Source organism: Minwuia thermotolerans (genome assembly GCF_002924445.1).
Lineage (GTDB): Bacteria > Pseudomonadota > Alphaproteobacteria > Minwuiales > Minwuiaceae > Minwuia > Minwuia thermotolerans.
The window spans coordinates 1-16,932 of record NZ_PIGG01000061.1 but is presented as its reverse complement, the minus strand read 5'-3'; the positions used below and the strand labels follow the sequence as shown (position 1 = coordinate 16,932).

Below are 16,932 nucleotides of genomic sequence, written 5' to 3'. Positions count from 1 at the left end.
AAATGACCGGCGGTCAATATTGCGCCGCGCTTGCGCGCCGCGGCGGACCGGATTATTTTAAGCTTAAAGTAATTTCGGTGAAGGCGGCGGAAACATGAGCGAGAGCGGCAAGGCCCATGTCCTGGTGACCGGCGGCGCGCAGGGCGTCGGCCGCGCGGTGGCGGAGCGGTTTATGGCTGCCGGCCACCCGGTCACCATCACCGGCCGCAAGGCCGAGGCGCTGGCGAAGGCGGCCGGCGAAATGGGCGGCGCGGTCCACGCAATCGCGGCGGATGTCTCGGTCGAGGACGATGTGGCCCGCCTGTTTGAGCAGGCGGCGGAAGCGGGCGGCCCCATAGGCGTGCTGGTCAACAATGCCGGCATGTCGGGTTCGGCGCCGCTGTCGCGCATGTCGGTCGATCATTTCGACCGGATGATGGCGGCGAACGCCCGCGGCGTCTTTCTCTGCTGCCGCGCGGCGGCGAAGCCCATGGCCGACATGGGCGGCGGGCGCATCGTCAACATCGCCTCCACCGCCGGCCTGAAGGGCTATGCCTATGTGGCCGGCTATGTCGCCTCCAAGCACGCCGCGGTGGGGCTCACCCGCGCGCTGGCGCTGGAACTTGCGGGGAAGAACATCACCGTCAACGCCATCTGCCCGGGCTTCATCGAGACACCGATGACGGCGCAGACCATCGCCAACATCGTGGAGAAGACCGGCCGCTCCGAGGAGGAGGCCCGCGCGGAGCTGGTGAAATTCAATCCGCAGAAGCGCCTGATCGAGACCGACGAGATCGCCGATCTGGCGCTCTGGCTGGCGGGGCCCGGCGCGCGCTCGGTCAACGGCCAGGTCATCGCCATCGACGGCGGCGAGAGCGCCTGATGTCCGCGGCCGGCCAGCTCCGTCCCGATCCCAAGCTGGAACTCCGGCTCTGGCTGCGCATGCTGGCCTGCACGGGCGAGATCGAGCGGACCATCCGCAGCCGCCTGCGCGAGGAATTCGACACCACCCTGCCGCGCTTCGACGTCCTGGCGCAGCTCGACCGCGCCGCCGACGGGCTGACCATGGGCGCGCTTTCGGGCCGGCTGATGGTTTCGGCCGGAAACGTCACCGGGCTGGTCAACCGCCTGGCCGAGGAGGGGCTGGTGGAGACGGCGCGCCTGCCGGAGGACCGCCGCACCCAGGTCGTCCGCATGACCGAGGCCGGCAAGCGGGCCTTCGACCGCATGACCCCGGCACATGAAAGCTGGATCGATTCGATGCTTTCGACCCTGACGCCGGGTGAGGCGGAGGCGCTCTATGGCCTGCTGGGCAAGGTGCGCGCCGGCCTGCAACAGGAGGCGGCGCCGTGAAACTGCTCGAACCTCTCGACATAAACGGCATGGTCCTGCCCAACCGGATCGCGGTGCCGGCCATGGTCACGCGCCTCTCGGGCGAGGACGGCTTCGTCAATGACGACATCGTCGACCGCTACCGCCGCTATGCCGAGGGCGAGGTCGGCCTGATCGTGGTCGAGGCGATGGCGATCCACCGCTCCAAGTCGGGCCCGCTGCTGCGCATTTCCCATGACGACTTCATCGAGGGGCACCGGCGCCTGGCGGCTGCCGTCCACGAGGCCTCGGATTCGAAGGTGGTGCCGCAGATCATCCACTTCATGAAGGTGGCGCGCTCCGGCTGGCGGCAGCGGATCGAGGATCTGAGCGCCGGGGACATCGAGAGCATCATCGAGGACTTCGGCCTCGCCGCGCTGCGCGCCCGGGAGGCGGGCTATGACGGCGTCGAGCTGCACTCGGCCCACGCCTACACGCTGTCGTCGTTCCTCAGCCGCCGCAACCGCCGCAAGGACGCCTATTCGGGCCGCACCCTGGAGGGCCGGCTGGCCATGTTCGGTCGGGTGATGGCGGAGGTGCGCCGCCGCGTCGGCGACGACTTCCCTGTCGGCATCCGCTTTCTGGCCGAGGAAGCGATCAAGGACGGCTACACGGTCGACGAGGCGAAGCGCATCGCGCTGCGCATGGCCCAGGCGGGCGTCGACTACATCTCGCTGTCGGTGGGCGGCAAGTTCGAGGATGCGGTCCACCGCGAGGGCCAGCCGCTCTATCCCTATACCGGCTATTCGGGCGACCGCTGCATGCCGGGGAACTGGTATCCCGGCCTGCCGCACGCCCATCTGGCCGCCGAGATCAAGGGCTTCATCAACGCAAAGGGTTACCATCCCCCGGTCATCTCGGTGGGCAAGATCGCCGACCCGGTGGACGCCGAGCGCCTGCTGGCCGAGGGCAAGGCCGACATCATCGGCATGGCGCGCCAGCTGCTGGCCGACCCGGACTGGCCGAAGAAGGTGCGCCAGGACCGCGCCGACCGGATCGTGCGCTGCATCTACTGCAATGTCTGCAAGCAGCTCGACGAGAACTTCAGGGAGGTGCACTGCTTCCTCTGGCCGAAGGGCGCGCGACAGGCGCCGGCTGACGATCCGGATGGCGCCGCGCCGCAATGGCCGGAAGACGGCGCGGCGCTGGCCGCCGCGGTCGACGGCGGCCAGGTTCGGCTCGCCTGGAAGGCGGCCGACGGCGTGATCGGCTATGACGTCTACCGCTCCGAGGACGGCGGGCCGGCGACGGTCGCCGAGGCGGTGAAGTCCACCAGGCACGTCGACCGCACGGTCCTGGGCGGTCTGACCTACACCTATTACGTCCGCGCCTTCGACGCCCACGGCAATGCCGGGCCGCCGTCGGAAGCCGTGACCGTGGAGATGCCCCTGCCGGAGGGGCTGCCGTTCCGGGAGGCGGCCGATGTCCGCTGAGCCCTTCCAGCCGACGGGCCGCTCGGCCCATGTCGACAGCTTTGCGCGCGACCGGCTGCCGCCGAGGGACCAGTGGCCGACGGTGTCCTTCGATGGCCTGCCCGAACTCCGCGCCTATCCCGGTCAGATCAACTGCGGGGCCGCCCTGCTCGACCGCGCGGCGGAACGGTTTCCCGACCGGCCGGCCTATCTCTATCGCGACCGTGTCTGGAGCTATGCCGAACTGAAGGCCCGCGCGGACCGCATCGCCCATGTCCTGGTCGACGATTGCGGCATCCGGCCCGGCAACCGGGTGCTGATCCGTGGCGCCAACACGCCAATGTTCGTGGCCATCTGGTTCGCGGTCATGAAGGCCGGCGCCATCGCGGTGGCGACCATGCCGCTGCTGCGCGCCAGGGAACTGGTCTACATCGCCGGGAAGGCGGAGGTGGCGCTGGCGCTCTGCGACCGGCGGCTGGAGGAGGACATGGCGAAGGCGGTGGCGGCCAGCGATCACCTGCAGCGCGTGGTTCACTTCGCCGGGGATCTCGCTTCCGAGGACGAACTGGAGCGGGCCATGGCCGGGAAGCCGGAGAGCTTCGCCGCGGCCGACACCGCGGCCGACGACGTCTGCCTGATCGCCTTCACCTCCGGCACCACGGGCCAGCCCAAGGGCTGCATGCACTTCCACCGCGACGTCATGGCGATCAACGACACCTTCTGCCGCCATGTGCTCCGGCCCGACGAGACCGACGTCTTCACCGGCAGCCCGCCGATCGCCTTCACCTTCGGTCTCGGCGCCCTGGTGACCTTTCCCGTTTCGGTCGGCGCGGCGACCCTTCTGAGCGAACAGTTCACCCCGGAGACCACGCTACAGGCGATCCAGGATCACCGCGTGACGACACTGTTCAGCGCACCCACCGCCTTCCGCGCCATGACCGCCCTGGCCGCGGACTATGACCTTTCCTCGCTGACCAGGTGCGTCAGCGCCGGCGAGACGCTGCCCGGCCCGGTCTGGGAGGGCTGGCGCAAGGCCACCGGGGTGCGAATCATCGACGGCCTCGGCTCGACGGAGATGCTTCACATCTTCATCGCCGAGCGGCCCGAGAACATGCGCGCCGGGCTGACGGGCCGCGCCATTCCCGGCTACGAGGCGCGGGTGGTGGGCGAAGACGGCCGCGACTGTGCGCCCGGCGAGATCGGCCTCCTGGCGGTGCGGGGCCCGACGGGCGTGCGCTATCTGGACAACCCGGAGCGGCAGGCGGACTACGCCCGGGGGGGCTGGAACTTCACCGGCGACAGCTACGCCATGGAGGCCGACGGCTGGTTCCGCTACGCCGCGCGCTCCGACGACATGATCATCTCCTCGGGCTACAACATCGCCGGCCCGGAGGTGGAGGCGGCGCTGCTGACCCATCCGGACGTCGCCGAGTGCGCCGTGGTCGGCGCGCCCGACGAGGAGCGCGGGCAGGTGGTGAAAGCGTTCGTGGTGCTGCGCCGGGGCGTGGCGAACGGGCCGGCGACCGCGAAGGCGTTGCAGGATCACGTCAAGGCGGAGATCGCCCCCTACAAGTATCCGCGGCAGGTCGCGTTCGTCGACGAACTGCCGAAGACGCAGACCGGCAAGGTGCAGCGCTTCGTGCTGCGCGAAGGAGAGGAAGGCTGATGGTCGAGAAGGTCGATATCAGGGCGGCGCTGGCGGACCGGCCGTTCTTCAGGGGCCGGGCGCCGGACAACGAGGCGGAAGCCGGCGCGGCCTTCGCCAGGCTGGGCCGGATCAACAACGGCGAGATCTTCGCCGGCAGCTACTCGGGAGACACGCCCTGGGAGCGTCACCGCAAAGGCGACGAATTGGTGCAGGTGCTGGATGGCGCCACCACCATCACGATCCTGACGGCCGAAGGCGCGGAGCGCCATGAACTGAGGGGCGGACAGTTCGTCGTCGTGCCGGCCGGGTGCTGGCACCGCTTCGAGACGCCGGACGGGGTCACCGTGATGACGGCGACACCCCTTCCGACGGACCACTCCAGCGCCGCCGATCCGAGAATGGAGGAGAACTAGACGGAATTATTCTGCAGCCGCTGGCATTCCGGGCGCATCGGATGCATCATAATGCAGTTATCCGGGTCCGCTGCGCGGGTCGGGCAAGAGACGAGAGGGGCAGGCCGCCGTCGCATTCGTTTGCGATCCGGTCTAATCTCCCCCGTGACAGGTTGAGGCGAAAGCAATCAGGGAGGCTTCGCAAATGCTGAAGAAGACACTGACCATGGCGGCCGGGCTCGCCATGCTGGGATCGGCCGTGCAGGCCGACGACCAGACGGTCGACATCGGCTTCGTCACCACGCTGACCGTGGGGCCGGCGGTCATCGGCCGCGACATGCAGGACGCAGTCGATCTCGCCGTCGAACATCTCGGCGGCGCCATGGCCGGCAAGAAGATCAACGTCATCTACGAGGATGACGGCTTCAAGCCGGAGATCGGCAAGCAGAAGACCGAGAAGCTGGTCAACTCCGACAATGTCGATTTCGTTGCCGGCTACATCTGGTCGAACGTGCTGCTGGCGTCCTACAAGTCGGTGGTCGGCAACGGCCCGTTCCTGATCTCGTCGAACGCCGGCCCGTCCCAGATCGCCGGCAAGCTCTGCCACGAGGACTTCTTCTCGACGTCCTGGCAGAACGACCAGACGCCGATGGCCATGGGCGAGGTGCTGAATCAGCGGGGCGTGAAGTCGCTCTACATCATGGCGCCGAACTACGCCGCCGGCAAGAACATGGTCGAGGGCGTGGAGCGGACCTACAAGGGCGAGATCGTCGGCAAGGACATGACCAAATGGCCGGGCCAGCTCGACTTCTCGGCCGAGCTCGCCAAGGCCCGCGCGTCGGGCGCCGAGGCCGTGTTCGTCTTCTATCCGGGCAAGGCGGGCGTGCAGTTCTTCAAGCAGTACGAACAGGCGGGCCTGAAGAGCGAAATCCCGCTCTACTCGGTGTTCACCGTGGATTCCATCAGCCTGCCGCTGCTCAAGGATCTGGCGGTCGGCAGCCTGAACACCCAGACCTGGAGTCCGGATCTGGACAACGCGACGAACAAGAAGTTCGTCGCCGACTACAAGGCGAAGACGGGCCGCTACCCCTCGTTCTACGCCGCGCAGTCCTACGACACGATCCTGCTGATCAATTCGGCGGTCGAGGCGGTGAACGGCGACCTCTCCGACAAGGCGGGCATGCGCGCGGCGATGAAGAAGGCCGACTTCGAATCCACCCGCGGCCGCTACAGCTACGGCAACAACCACTTCCCGATCCAGAATTTCTATCTGCGGGAGGCCTACAAGAACGAGGCCGGCGAATACACCGTGAAGACGGTGCAGACCGTCTTCGAGAACCACCAGGACTCCTACGCGTCCGAGTGCGGCATGTAGCATTCCGGTCCTGAACACGACACGCGCGGCTCCGGGCGCCTGCCCGGGGCCGTCTGTGTTCACAGGCGAAATCGGACAATGAACTGGATCCTACTCGTCGAGCAGGTGCTGAACGGCGTGCAGCTCGGGCTGCTGCTGTTCCTGCTCGCCGCCGGCCTGACCCTGGTCTTCGGAATCATGGACCTGGTCAATCTGGCCCATGGCTCGCTGTACATGATCGGCGCCTTCATCGCGGCGTCGCTGACCCAGCTCACGGGCTCCTTCGTGATCGCGGCGATCCTGACCCTGCCGGCGACCATGCTGGTCGGCATGGCGGTGGAGGTGCTCTGCCTGCGCACGCTCTATGACCGCGACCACCTGGACCAGGTGCTGGCCACCTTCGGACTGATCCTGTTCGCCGACGACTTCGTCCAGCTCGTCTGGGGCCCGGCGGGCATGGACATTCGCCTGCCGGAGTTCCTGCGCACCAGCTTCGAGATCCTGCCCGGGGTGGTCTATCCGACCTACCGCGTGGCGATCATCGTCGTCGGCCTCGCCGTGGCCGCATTCCTCTACTTCCTCGTCGCCAGGACCCGCATCGGCATGCTGATCCGGGCCGGCGCCTCGAATCGCGAGATGGTCGGCGCGCTGGGCGTCAACATCCGCCTGCTGTTCACCCTGATCTTCGGTCTCGGCGCAATGATGGCGGGCCTGGCCGGACTGATGGCCGGCCCGATCCTGACGGTGCAGATCGGCATGGGGAACGACATCCTGATCCTGGCCTTCGTCGTCATCGTCATCGGCGGCATCGGCTCGATCCGCGGCGCCTTCGTGGCGGCGCTGATCGTCGGCCTGATAGACACCGTCGGCCGCGCCTTCCTGCCGGAGATCCTGGGCCTTTTCGTCGGCCAGCTGGCCGCCGACACCGCCGCGCCTTCGATCTCGTCGATGATGAGCTATCTGCTGATGGCCGTGATTCTCGCCTTCCGGCCCGAGGGCCTGTTCCCGCCGAGGAGCGGCTGATGAGCCGTTACGAATGGATCGTCGGCTTCGCCGTGATGGCGGTGCTGCTGGCCCTGCCGAGCATCGCCGACATGGCCGACGAGCCCTTCTGGGTGACCCTGGTGGCGCGGACGCTGGTGGTCGGCATCGGCGCCATCGGGCTCAATCTGGTGCTGGGCTATGGCGGCATGGTCAGCTTCGGCCACGCCGCCTATGTCGGCATCGGCGCCTATGTGGTCGGCATCGGGTTCCACCACTATTTCGAGGACGGCTACGAGTGGATGAACAATGGCTGGATCCAGCTGGTGGCCGCGCTCGGCATCTCGGGTCTGGCGGCCCTGGTGATCGGCGCCATCTGCCTGCGCACCCGCGGCGTCTACTTCATCATGATCACGCTCGCCTTCGCGCAGATGGTCTACTTCGTCTTCGTCGGCCTCGACATCTACGGCGGTGACGACGGGCTCTCGCTCTACGAGATGCCGACCTTCGGCGGCGGTGCGACGCTGGGCGACGACCGCGATCTCTACTACGTCGCCTGGGTCGCCATGGCCGGTTCGCTCTTCCTGGTGCACCGCCTGATCAACGCCCGCTTCGGCATGGTGATCCGGGGGGCGAAGTCCAATGACCGCCGCATGAAGGCGATCGGCTTTCCGACCTACCGCTACCGGCTCACGGCCTTCGCCCTTTCGGGCATGATCTGCGGGCTGTCGGGCTTTCTGACGGCCAACCTGACCGAGTTCGTCAGCCCCGACATGATGCACTGGACCCGCTCCGGCGACCTCATCATCATGGTGGTCCTGGGCGGCATGGGCACACTGTTCGGCCCGGTCTACGGGGCGCTGGCGTTCCTGCTGGTGGAGGAGCTGCTGTCGGCCTTCTTCCAGCTCTGGCGGCTGTGGTTCGGGCCGTTGCTGATCCTGGTGGTGCTGTTCGCGCGCGGCGGCATCGTGGGCCTGCTGAAGGGCCGGGTGGGACGCAATGGCTGAACCGGTGCTGAAGATCGAGAATCTGGTCAAGCGCTTCGGCGGGCTGACCGCGACCGACCATGTCTCCATGGATATCCGCGCCGGCGAGGTGCACGCGGTCATCGGCCCGAACGGCGCGGGCAAGACCACGCTGATCGGACAGCTGACCGGCGAAATCCGGCCCGACGGGGGGCGCGTCCTCTTCGACGGGCGCGACATCACCGGCCTGCCGGTGCACCGCCGCTCCGCCATCGGCCTGGCGCGATCGTTCCAGATCACCAATATCCTGGCGGATTTCACGGCGCTGGAAAACGTCGCCCTGGCGGTGCAGGCCCATGCGGGCCACAGCTTCCGCTTCTGGAAACCGGCGGCGCGCGACGCGACCCTGACGGAACCGGCCCGCGCGGTGCTGGAGAAGGTGGGTCTGGGCGCACGCGCCGACATCCCCGCCGCCAGCCTCGCCCATGGCGAACAGCGCCAGCTCGAGATCGCCATGGCGCTGGCCACCGGGCCCAGGGTGCTGCTGCTGGACGAGCCCATGGCCGGCATGGGCCCGGAGGACAGCCAGCACATGGTCGCCATTCTCGCCGGGCTGAAGGGCGATGTCACCATTCTGCTCATCGAGCATGACATGGACGCTGTCTTCGCCCTGGCGGACCGAATCACCGTGCTGGTTTACGGTCGCGCCATCGCCACGGACGCGCCGGAAGCGATCCGCAGCAACCCGGAAGTCCGCGCCGCCTATCTGGGGGAGGATCAGGATGCTTGAGGTCGAGGCGCTGGAGACCGCCTATGGCCGCAGCCAGGTGCTCTTCGGCATGGCGCTGAAGGTCGGCGCGGGCGAGGTCGTGACCCTGATGGGCCGCAACGGCATGGGCAAGACCACGACCATCCGCTCCATCATGGGCATGACGAAGGCGTATGCCGGCTCGATCCGTTTCGAGGGCCGCGAGATCCGCGGTCTGCCCTCCTACGCCGTGGCCAAGCTGGGTCTCGGCCTGGTGCCGGAGGGACGCCAGATCTTTCCCAACCTGTCGGTGCGCGAGAATCTGGTGGCCACCGCCGGCAACCGGTCGGAGGGCCCGCGGCGCTGGACCCTGGAGAATGTGCTCGAAGCCTTCCCCCGCCTCGCCGAGCGCAAACGCAACATGGGCAACCAGCTCTCGGGCGGCGAACAGCAGATGCTGGCCATTGCGCGGGCGCTGATGACCAATCCGAAGCTGTTGCTGCTCGACGAGGCGACCGAGGGGCTGGCGCCGCTGATCCGCGCGGAGATCTGGGACATTCTCGCTCGGCTCAAGGCCGAGGGGCAGGCCATCCTGGTGATCGACAAGAACATCGCCGCACTGACGCGGCTGGCCGACCGCCATACCATCATCGAGAAGGGCGCCGTCGCCTGGTCCGGCGGATCGGCGGAACTCCGGGCCGATCCCGGGATCGTCCAGCGCTATATCGGCGTCTGATGCGCCGGCCGGCTTAAGATCGGCTTAACGGATTTTCAATGGCTGGCCCGGATAGTCGGCGCAGGGCGCGGAAGCGCCGGCATTCCGCAAGGCCGAAAGACGCCATGATGTACGAACTCGATAATCCGCAGGACGCCCGGCGGTATTCCGAAACGGCGATGCAACTGATCGAGAGCTACGACATCCACGCCACCCCGGACTATTTCCGCCTTCTTTACGACTATGCCTCCGAACGCGATCCCGTGGTCGCGAAGAAGCTGCGCGACGTCAGTGATGAAACGCCCGAAGTCTTCCGCAGAGCGGCCGAAGACCTGGTCACCAGCCACTATGGCGTCGACCGCAGCGTGCGCCTGGTGACCGAAACCGGCGACGCCATGCAGGACCAGATCCGCGAGGTCGTCCGCCAGGTCAACGACGCCGGCGACGACGTCCACGACTTCGGCGACGCCCTGGACGGCCTGGCCGACAATCTCGGCAATCTCGACGGCGGCGGTACCATGAAGACCCTGGTCTCCCAGATGATCATGGTGACCCGCCGCATGCGGGCGAAGTCGGACCAGCTGGAACAGGATCTGAAGCAGTCGGCGAACGAGATCCGGAACCTGCAGGACCGGCTGGAGGAATCGCGGCGCGAGGCCCTGACCGATCTGCTGACCGGCATCACCAACCGGGCCGGATTCGACCGGGCGCTGCGCCGCCAGACCGAGTGGGCGACCGAGGAAGGCTCCCACCTCTCGCTGGTGATGTGCGACATCGACCACTTCAAGAACTTCAACGACACCTATGGCCATCAGCTGGGCGACCAGGTGCTGAAGCTCGTCGGCGGCGTGCTGCACGGCAGCCTCAAGGGCCGCGACGTGCCCTGCCGCTATGGCGGCGAGGAGTTCGCGCTGATCCTGCCCGAAACGCCGGTGGACGGGGCGCAGAAGGTAGCCGACAACATCCGCAACACGATTGCCGCCAAGCGCATCGTGCGCAAGAGCACGGGCGAGACCATCTCCCGCGTGACCATGTCCTTCGGCGTCGCCGAGTACCGTCTGGGCGAAGCGCCGGCGGCGCTGGTCGGCCGCGCCGACGCCGCGCTCTACCGCGCCAAGTCCGAGGGCCGCAACCGTGTCTGCCGCGAGGAGACCCCGGCCGCCGTCATTGCCGCCGAGTAACCGGCCGACGCCTGCGGCCTCGCCCTCTCTTGGGGCTTTATCCCGCTCCGCCTTTGTATCATAAGGGGATGGGGAGGGTGCGCATGACTGAAGACATCCCGCTGCTGCGCCAAGACCGGGACGGCGTCGCCTGGCTGACCATGAACCGGCCGAAGGCGCTGAACGCGCTCGATCGGCCGCTCGTCGGCGCCATGCACGGCGCCTTTCTGGACGTGGAGCGCGATCCGGCTGTGCGCGCGGTCGTGCTCACAGGCGCGGGCCGGGCCTTCAATGCCGGCGCGGACATGTCCCTGCTCGACGGTATCGCCGGGGCCGACGACCCCGGCGGGCGCGTCGCGACGGCGATGGAAACCTCGTTCAATCCGATGATGCGGGCGCTGTTCGCCATCTCCAAGCCGGTGATCGCCGCGGTGAACGGTCCGGCGGCGGGGGGCGGGGCCTCGATCGCACTGGCCTGCGATATCGTCGTGGCCGCGCGCTCGGCCTATTTCCAGCTCACTTTCGGGCCGAACCTGGGCATCGTGCCCGATATTGGCGGCTCGTGGCTGTTCCCGAATACCGCCGGCCGGGCAAGGGGCCTCGGCGCGGCGCTGACCGCTGACCGCATCTCCGCCCCCGACGCCGCCGCCGGCGGCCTGATCTGGCTCTGCGTGCCCGACGACCTGCTGGCTGACAAGGCCGGCGAACTGGCCGGGCGGTTCGCCAAAGGGCCGACGGTGGCCTATGGCCTGATCAAGGAAGCCTTCCGCCGCTCGCCCACCGCGGATCTGGACGAGCAGCTCGCCCTGGAAGCCCGGCTGCAGCGGCGAGCCGGCGCGACCAATGACTTCGCCGAAGGCGTCAGCGCCTTCCTGGAAGGACGCCAACCGGCCTATCGGGGCCGCTAGGGGCACGAAATGGATCTCGACTTCGAGCACATTCTCTATGAAGCGAAGGACGGCGTGGGCTGGATCACGCTGAACCGGCCCGACCGGCTCAACGCCTTCGCGCCTTCCATGCCGCTGGAGATCATGGCCGCCGTGCGGGCCGCCGGCGGCGACGCCGCCGTCCGGGCGCTCGCCATTACCGGCGCCGGGCGCGGCTTCTGCGCGGGCGCCGATCTCGCCGGCGGCGCGGCCAGGCCGGCCGAGGGCGAACGGGATGCAGGCCGCCTGCTGGAGATCGCCTACAACCCGATGATCAGGGCCATGCGCGACTGCCCCAAACCCATCGTGGCGCTGGTCAACGGTCCCTGCGCCGGCGCAGGAATGAGCCTCGCGCTCGCCTGCGACATCGTTATCGCCGCGAAATCGGCGGTCTTCCTGCAGGCGTTCTGCAATATCGGTCTGGTCCCCGACGCCGGGAGCACCTGGTACCTGCCGCGCTCGGCCGGCCGGGCGCGAGCGCTGGGCATGGCGCTGCTGGGCGACAAGGTCACGGCCGAGGAGGCCGCCGACTGGGGCATGATCTGGCGCGCGGTCGACGATGACGCGCTGATGGGCGAGGGCGGCGAAGTGCTGCGCAAGCTGGCCAACGGGCCGACCCGGGGGCTGGGCCTGATCCGCCGCGCGGTGCACGAATCCTTCGAACAGGGCCTCGACCGGCAGCTCGACCTGGAGCGCGACAGCCAGCGCATCGCCGGCTCCACGAAGGATTTCGCCGAGGGCGTCACCGCCTTCCTGGAGAAGCGCCCGCCGCGCTTCACCGGCGGCTGATCCATGAGCCACGATCCTGAACACGTCGCGCGGGCCGCGGCGAAACGGATGTATGCGACCGACCATGCGGCCCGTTCGCTGGGCATCCACGTGATCGATGTCGGTCCCGGACGTTCGGTGCTCGGGATGACCGTGCGCAGCACCATGGTCAATGGCCACGACATCGGCCACGGCGGGATGACCTTCACCCTGGCCGACACGGCCATGGCCTATGCCTGCAACTCCTACAATCAGATCTCGGTCGCCCATACGACCCAGATCACCTTTCTGGCGCCGACCTATGCGGGCGACGTGCTGAGGGCCACCGCCTCGGAGACGGCGGTGCGCGGGCGGACGGGGATCTACGACGTCCGGGTACAAAACCAGAAGGGTGAGACGGTGGCCGTCTTCCGCGGCCAGACCCAGAACCTCAAGGGCAAGCTGGTCGAGGACCTGCCCATCACCCGCGAGATCTGAGAGGAGGCCGATCTTGAGCAGCGATCCCAGAGCCGAGCTTGAGCCGATCGAGACCGCGAGCCGCGACGAGCTGCAGGCTCTGCAGCTCGAACGGATGCGCTGGTCGCTTGCGCGGGCCTACGGGAACGTGGCCCACTACCGCCGCGCCTTCGATGCCGCCGGCGTCCATCCCGACGACCTGAAGGACGTCGCCGACCTGGCCAGGTTCCCCTTCACCACCAAGGCCGATCTTCGCGACAACTACCCCTTCGGCATGTTCGCCGTGCCCCGGGAACAGGTGGTGCGCATCCATGCGTCATCCGGCACCACGGGCAAGCCGACCGTGGTCGGTTACACGGACAAGGACATCGACACCTGGTCGAACGTGATGGCGCGCTCCATCCGCGCCGCCGGCGGCCGGCCCGGCGACATCGTTCACGTGGCCTATGGCTACGGCCTGTTCACCGGCGGGCTCGGCGCCCATTACGGCGCGGAGCGGCTGGGCTGCACCGTCGTGCCCATGTCGGGCGGCCAGACCGAGAAGCAGGTCCAGCTGATCCACGATTTCGGCGCGCGCATCATCATGGTCACGCCCAGCTACATGCTGGCCATCGCCGACGAGATGAAGCGCCAGGGCCTCGATCCCGCGAAGTCGCCGCTGGAAATCGGTATCTTCGGCGCCGAGCCCTGGACGGACGAAATGCGTCGCGCCGTCGAGGGCACGCTGGACATGCAGGCGATCGACATCTTCGGCATTTCCGAGATCATCGGGCCCGGCGTCGCCCAGGAATGCATCGAGACGAAGGATGGTCTGCATATCTGGGAGGATCACTTCTACCCGGAGGTCATCGACCCGCAGACCGGCGAGGTGCTGCCCGAGGGCGAACTGGGCGAACTGGTCATCACCACGCTGACCAAGGAAGCCCTGCCCATGGTCCGCTACCGCACGCGCGACCTGACGCGGCTGAAGCCGGGCACGGCGCGCACGCACCGGCGGATCGAGAAGATCACCGGGCGTTCCGACGACATGCTGATCATCCGCGGCGTCAACCTCTTTCCCACCCAGATCGAGGAACTGCTGCTGCAGGATCGCCGCCTCAGCCCCCATTATCAGCTGGTGATCGCGCGGCCGGGCCACATGGACGAGCTGACGGTCCGCGTCGAGCCCGCCGTCGAGACCGCCGGCGACGCGGATGCCGTCCAGGCGGCGGCGAAGGACCTGCAGCATCGCATCAAGACCATGTGCGGCGTCTCGGCGAAGATCGACATGCGCGACGTCGGCGGCGTCGACCGCTCCATGGGCAAGGCGCAGCGCATAGTGGACAACCGTCCGAAGTAGTAGGATCGGCGCGATGCGCACCTACACCAATCCCGTCTTTGACTATGCCCGTCCGGCGGAACTGGACGGCGACGTCCCGCGCCGGCCCGTGGCGATCGCCGGCGGCGGGCTGGTGGGGCTGACCATGGCGCTGGACCTGGCGCGGCGCGGCGTGCCGGCGATCCTGTTCGACGAGGATGACACCGTCTCCTACGGCAGCCGCTCGGTCTGCCAGGCCAGGCGCACGCTGGAGATCTGGGACCGCCTCGGTGTTGCGCAGCCCATGATGGAGAAGGGCGTGACCTGGAACGAGGGCCATGTGTTCTACGGCGAGGAGCGCATCTACACCTTCAACCTGCAGGACCATCCGGCGGCCAGGTTCCCCGCCTTCATCAACCTGCAGCAATACTACTGCGAGGAGTTCATGGTCCGCCGCGCCGCGGCCGAGCCGCTGATCGACCTGCGCTGGCGTCACCGCGTCACCGCGCTGGAACAGGACGGGGGCGGCGTGCGGCTGACCGTGGAGACGCCCGACGGGACCTTCGTCCAGCCCTGCGACTGGCTCATCGCCGCCGATGGCGTGCGCTCGACCGTGCGGCAACTGATGGGACTGGACTTCGAAGGCCAGGTCTTCGCCGACCACTTCCTGATCGCCGATATCGTCATGGAGCGCGACTGGCCGGCCATCCGCCGCTTCTACTTCGACCCGCCCTGGGGGCCGGAGGACTCGGCGCTGATGCACAAGCAGGCCGACAATGTCTGGCGGCTGGACTTCCAGCTCGGCCCCGATATCGACCGCGACGAGGAACTGAAGGACGAGAACGTCATCCCGCGCGTCAGGCGCATGATCGGCCCCGACACGCCCTTCGAGATCGAGTGGACGTCGATCTACACCTTCCAGTGCCGCAGCCTGGAGCGCTACCGCCACGGGCGGGTGCTGTTCGTCGGCGACGCCGCCCATCAGGTCAGCCCCTTCGGCGCGCGCGGGGGAAATGGCGGCGTGCAGGACGCCGACAATCTCGGCTGGAAGCTGGCGCTGGTGATCGGCGGCGCGGCGGGCCCGGCGCTGCTCGACAGCTATGACGCCGAGCGCCGCGCGGCGGCGGCCGAGAACATCCTGAATTCCACCCGGGCGACGGACTTCATCACGCCGAAGTCGCCGGCCTCGAAGGTCTACCGGGACGCGGTGCTGCAGCTCGCGGGCGCATTCCCCTTCGCCCGGACCCTGGTCAATTCCGGCCGGCTCTCCCTGCCGAAGCGGCTGCTCGACAGCCCGCTCAACGGCCCGGCGGAACTGGACGGGGCGATCCGCCCCGGCGATCCGGTCCCCGCCCTGCCGGTGCGTTGCGCCGCCCGGCCCGAGGCCACGCATCTGATCGACCTGCTGGGGGGCGGCTTCGTGCTGCTGGCCTTCGGCGAGGCGCCGGCGCTGGACGGGATGCCGGCGCCGGTCGAGGTGCTGCGCGCGCCCGGCGACGTCGCGGACGCCGACGGCGCGCTGGCCGCGGCCTTCGGCGCGCAGAACGGCGGCCATGTCCTCGTCCGGCCCGATCAGCACGTGCTGGCGAGCTGGCGCCGGGCGACGGCGGCGGACGTGCGCGCGGTCCTCGAACCTGTACTCGACCCGGAGGCGAAGGCGGCATGAGCAGACTCTTGCGCGAGCCCAACATTCCCGACCCGGACGGCTTCTATCAGGCGCTGATCGAGGCGGTGCAGGGTCTTTCGCCCGACGAGGCGCTGGCCTTCTCCGCCCGGCTCAACCTGCTGCTCGCCAATCATGTCGGCGACCGCGAGGTGCTGGCCGAAGCCATCGCCGCCGCCCGGAAGCCGGACTGACATGGCCCTTCCCTCGAAACCGGAAATCGCGGCAGGCCTGGTCGGCGCGCTGATGCTGGCGAAGCTGGACCGGGGCGGCATAGGCCTGTTCGACGACACCGTCAGCGGCTTCTGGAAATCCTTCTTCGCCGCCGTGCTGCTGGCGCCCTTCTCGGCGCTGCTGCTCTGGGTGGTGCACTATTCCCGGGCGCCCGAGGGGACCGACCTGGGCGCCATCGCGGTGATCGAACTGGTCGGCTATGCCGGGGCCTGGCTGGTCTGGCCGGTCGCGGCCTTCGAACTGACCCGGCTGGCCGGGGTGCAGGACCGCTGCCGGCGCTACATCGTCGCCTGCAACTGGTCCGAGGTCTGGATCATGGCGCTGCAATTGCCCGTGGCCGTGATCTTCGCCAGCGGCGCGCTGGGCGACGACGGCAAGGCCCTGATATACATGGTCATGCTGATGGCGATCCTGTCCTACCGCTTCGTCATCGCCCGCGACGTGCTGGAGATCCCGCCGGTCGCGGCCGCCGGCTTTGCCTTCGCCGACCTGATGGTCGCGGTGATCTGGCAGTTGCTGGTCGACGCGCCCATCCAGCCCTATCTCGCAGCCTCCGGCGCGGGGGCGTGAGGGCCAGCCTCTCCTCCGATTCCTTCAAGAATCCCGGCACGCTTAAGGTCGAGCCGGTATAAATACCTCTGTCATGTGCGATGCCCAGCCAGGGAGCATGACAGATGCCGGCCATCCCCACCCCGCCGAGGCCCACCTTCACCCGCCCTTTTCGCCCCGCTCACTGGGTTTCGGCGAAGACGCCGATGCGGGATGGCGACATCGTGGGCGCGCAGCGGGCGCTGGCGGATCTGGGTCATTACCGGCCCTGGCCGGATCTCGGCTTCCAGCCGGTCGCCGAGCGGCGGCTGTTC

Annotated in this window: 18 protein-coding genes; all 18 read left to right on the top strand. The window is 68.2% G+C overall.

Annotated elements, in window-relative coordinates; translation table 11 throughout:
* The first annotated feature begins 94 nt into the window (after positions 1–94).
* Complete coding sequence (locus CWC60_RS16885) at positions 95–862, top strand: SDR family NAD(P)-dependent oxidoreductase (protein WP_109795097.1); 768 nt, start codon at positions 95–97, stop codon at positions 860–862.
* On the top strand, positions 862–1,332 hold the full coding sequence (locus CWC60_RS16880) for a MarR family winged helix-turn-helix transcriptional regulator (protein WP_109795096.1): 471 nt from the start codon (positions 862–864) through the stop codon (positions 1,330–1,332). The genes CWC60_RS16885 and CWC60_RS16880 overlap by 1 nt, the downstream gene beginning before the upstream one ends.
* Complete coding sequence (locus tag CWC60_RS16875) at positions 1,329–2,783, top strand: oxidoreductase (RefSeq protein ID WP_109795095.1); 1,455 nt, start codon at positions 1,329–1,331, stop codon at positions 2,781–2,783. Before CWC60_RS16880 ends, CWC60_RS16875 begins: the two co-directional genes overlap by 4 nt.
* Positions 2,773–4,428, top strand: a complete 1,656-nt coding sequence (locus CWC60_RS16870; protein ID WP_109795094.1) for a benzoate-CoA ligase family protein — start codon at positions 2,773–2,775, stop codon at positions 4,426–4,428. The genes CWC60_RS16875 and CWC60_RS16870 overlap by 11 nt, the downstream gene beginning before the upstream one ends.
* Positions 4,428–4,823, top strand: a complete 396-nt coding sequence (locus CWC60_RS16865) for a cupin domain-containing protein (protein WP_109795093.1) — start codon at positions 4,428–4,430, stop codon at positions 4,821–4,823. Before CWC60_RS16870 ends, CWC60_RS16865 begins: the two co-directional genes overlap by 1 nt.
* 184 nt (positions 4,824–5,007) lie before the next feature.
* A complete protein-coding gene (locus CWC60_RS16860; protein WP_206419985.1) occupies positions 5,008–6,177 on the top strand; it encodes an ABC transporter substrate-binding protein in 1,170 nt (389 codons plus the stop codon).
* A 78-nt stretch (positions 6,178–6,255) separates the two neighbouring features.
* A complete protein-coding gene (locus CWC60_RS16855; protein ID WP_109795092.1) occupies positions 6,256–7,179 on the top strand; it encodes a branched-chain amino acid ABC transporter permease in 924 nt (307 codons plus the stop codon).
* Positions 7,179–8,144, top strand: coding sequence for a branched-chain amino acid ABC transporter permease (locus CWC60_RS16850; RefSeq protein WP_109795091.1), 966 nt, complete (start codon positions 7,179–7,181; stop codon positions 8,142–8,144). The genes CWC60_RS16855 and CWC60_RS16850 overlap by 1 nt, the downstream gene beginning before the upstream one ends.
* Positions 8,137–8,892, top strand: a complete 756-nt coding sequence (locus tag CWC60_RS16845; RefSeq protein WP_109795090.1) for an ABC transporter ATP-binding protein — start codon at positions 8,137–8,139, stop codon at positions 8,890–8,892. Before CWC60_RS16850 ends, CWC60_RS16845 begins: the two co-directional genes overlap by 8 nt.
* Positions 8,885–9,586 (top strand): ABC transporter ATP-binding protein, encoded by a 702-nt coding sequence (locus CWC60_RS16840; RefSeq protein WP_109795089.1) that lies wholly within the window; start codon positions 8,885–8,887, stop codon positions 9,584–9,586. The genes CWC60_RS16845 and CWC60_RS16840 overlap by 8 nt, the downstream gene beginning before the upstream one ends.
* Positions 9,587–9,693: 107 nt before the next feature.
* Positions 9,694–10,746 carry a GGDEF domain-containing protein gene (locus CWC60_RS16835; RefSeq protein ID WP_164516609.1) on the top strand — a complete coding sequence of 351 codons (1,053 nt, stop codon included), beginning with the start codon at positions 9,694–9,696 and terminating at the stop codon, positions 10,744–10,746.
* Positions 10,747–10,829: 83 nt separating this feature from the next.
* Positions 10,830–11,633, top strand: coding sequence for an enoyl-CoA hydratase-related protein (locus CWC60_RS16830; protein WP_109795087.1), 804 nt, complete (start codon positions 10,830–10,832; stop codon positions 11,631–11,633).
* A gap of 9 nt (positions 11,634–11,642) precedes the next feature.
* The gene (locus CWC60_RS16825; RefSeq protein ID WP_109795086.1) at positions 11,643–12,440 is read left to right on the top strand and encodes an enoyl-CoA hydratase-related protein; all 798 of its coding nucleotides are present in this window, start codon (positions 11,643–11,645) and stop codon (positions 12,438–12,440) included.
* A gap of 3 nt (positions 12,441–12,443) precedes the next feature.
* Positions 12,444–12,896, top strand: coding sequence for a hydroxyphenylacetyl-CoA thioesterase PaaI (gene paaI / locus CWC60_RS16820; RefSeq protein ID WP_109795085.1), 453 nt, complete (start codon positions 12,444–12,446; stop codon positions 12,894–12,896).
* A 10-nt stretch (positions 12,897–12,906) separates the two neighbouring features.
* Entirely contained in the window at positions 12,907–14,214 is a 1,308-nt protein-coding gene (paaK, locus tag CWC60_RS16815) for a phenylacetate--CoA ligase PaaK (RefSeq protein WP_420891167.1), read from the top strand.
* A 13-nt stretch (positions 14,215–14,227) separates the two neighbouring features.
* A complete protein-coding gene (locus tag CWC60_RS16810) occupies positions 14,228–15,838 on the top strand; it encodes an FAD-dependent oxidoreductase (protein ID WP_109795083.1) in 1,611 nt (536 codons plus the stop codon).
* Positions 15,835–16,029, top strand: a complete 195-nt coding sequence (locus CWC60_RS16805) for a DUF2783 domain-containing protein (RefSeq protein WP_109795082.1) — start codon at positions 15,835–15,837, stop codon at positions 16,027–16,029. Before CWC60_RS16810 ends, CWC60_RS16805 begins: the two co-directional genes overlap by 4 nt.
* A gap of 1 nt (position 16,030) precedes the next feature.
* The gene (locus CWC60_RS16800) at positions 16,031–16,639 is read left to right on the top strand and encodes a hypothetical protein (RefSeq protein WP_109795081.1); all 609 of its coding nucleotides are present in this window, start codon (positions 16,031–16,033) and stop codon (positions 16,637–16,639) included.
* Positions 16,640–16,932: the final 293 nt, after the last annotated feature.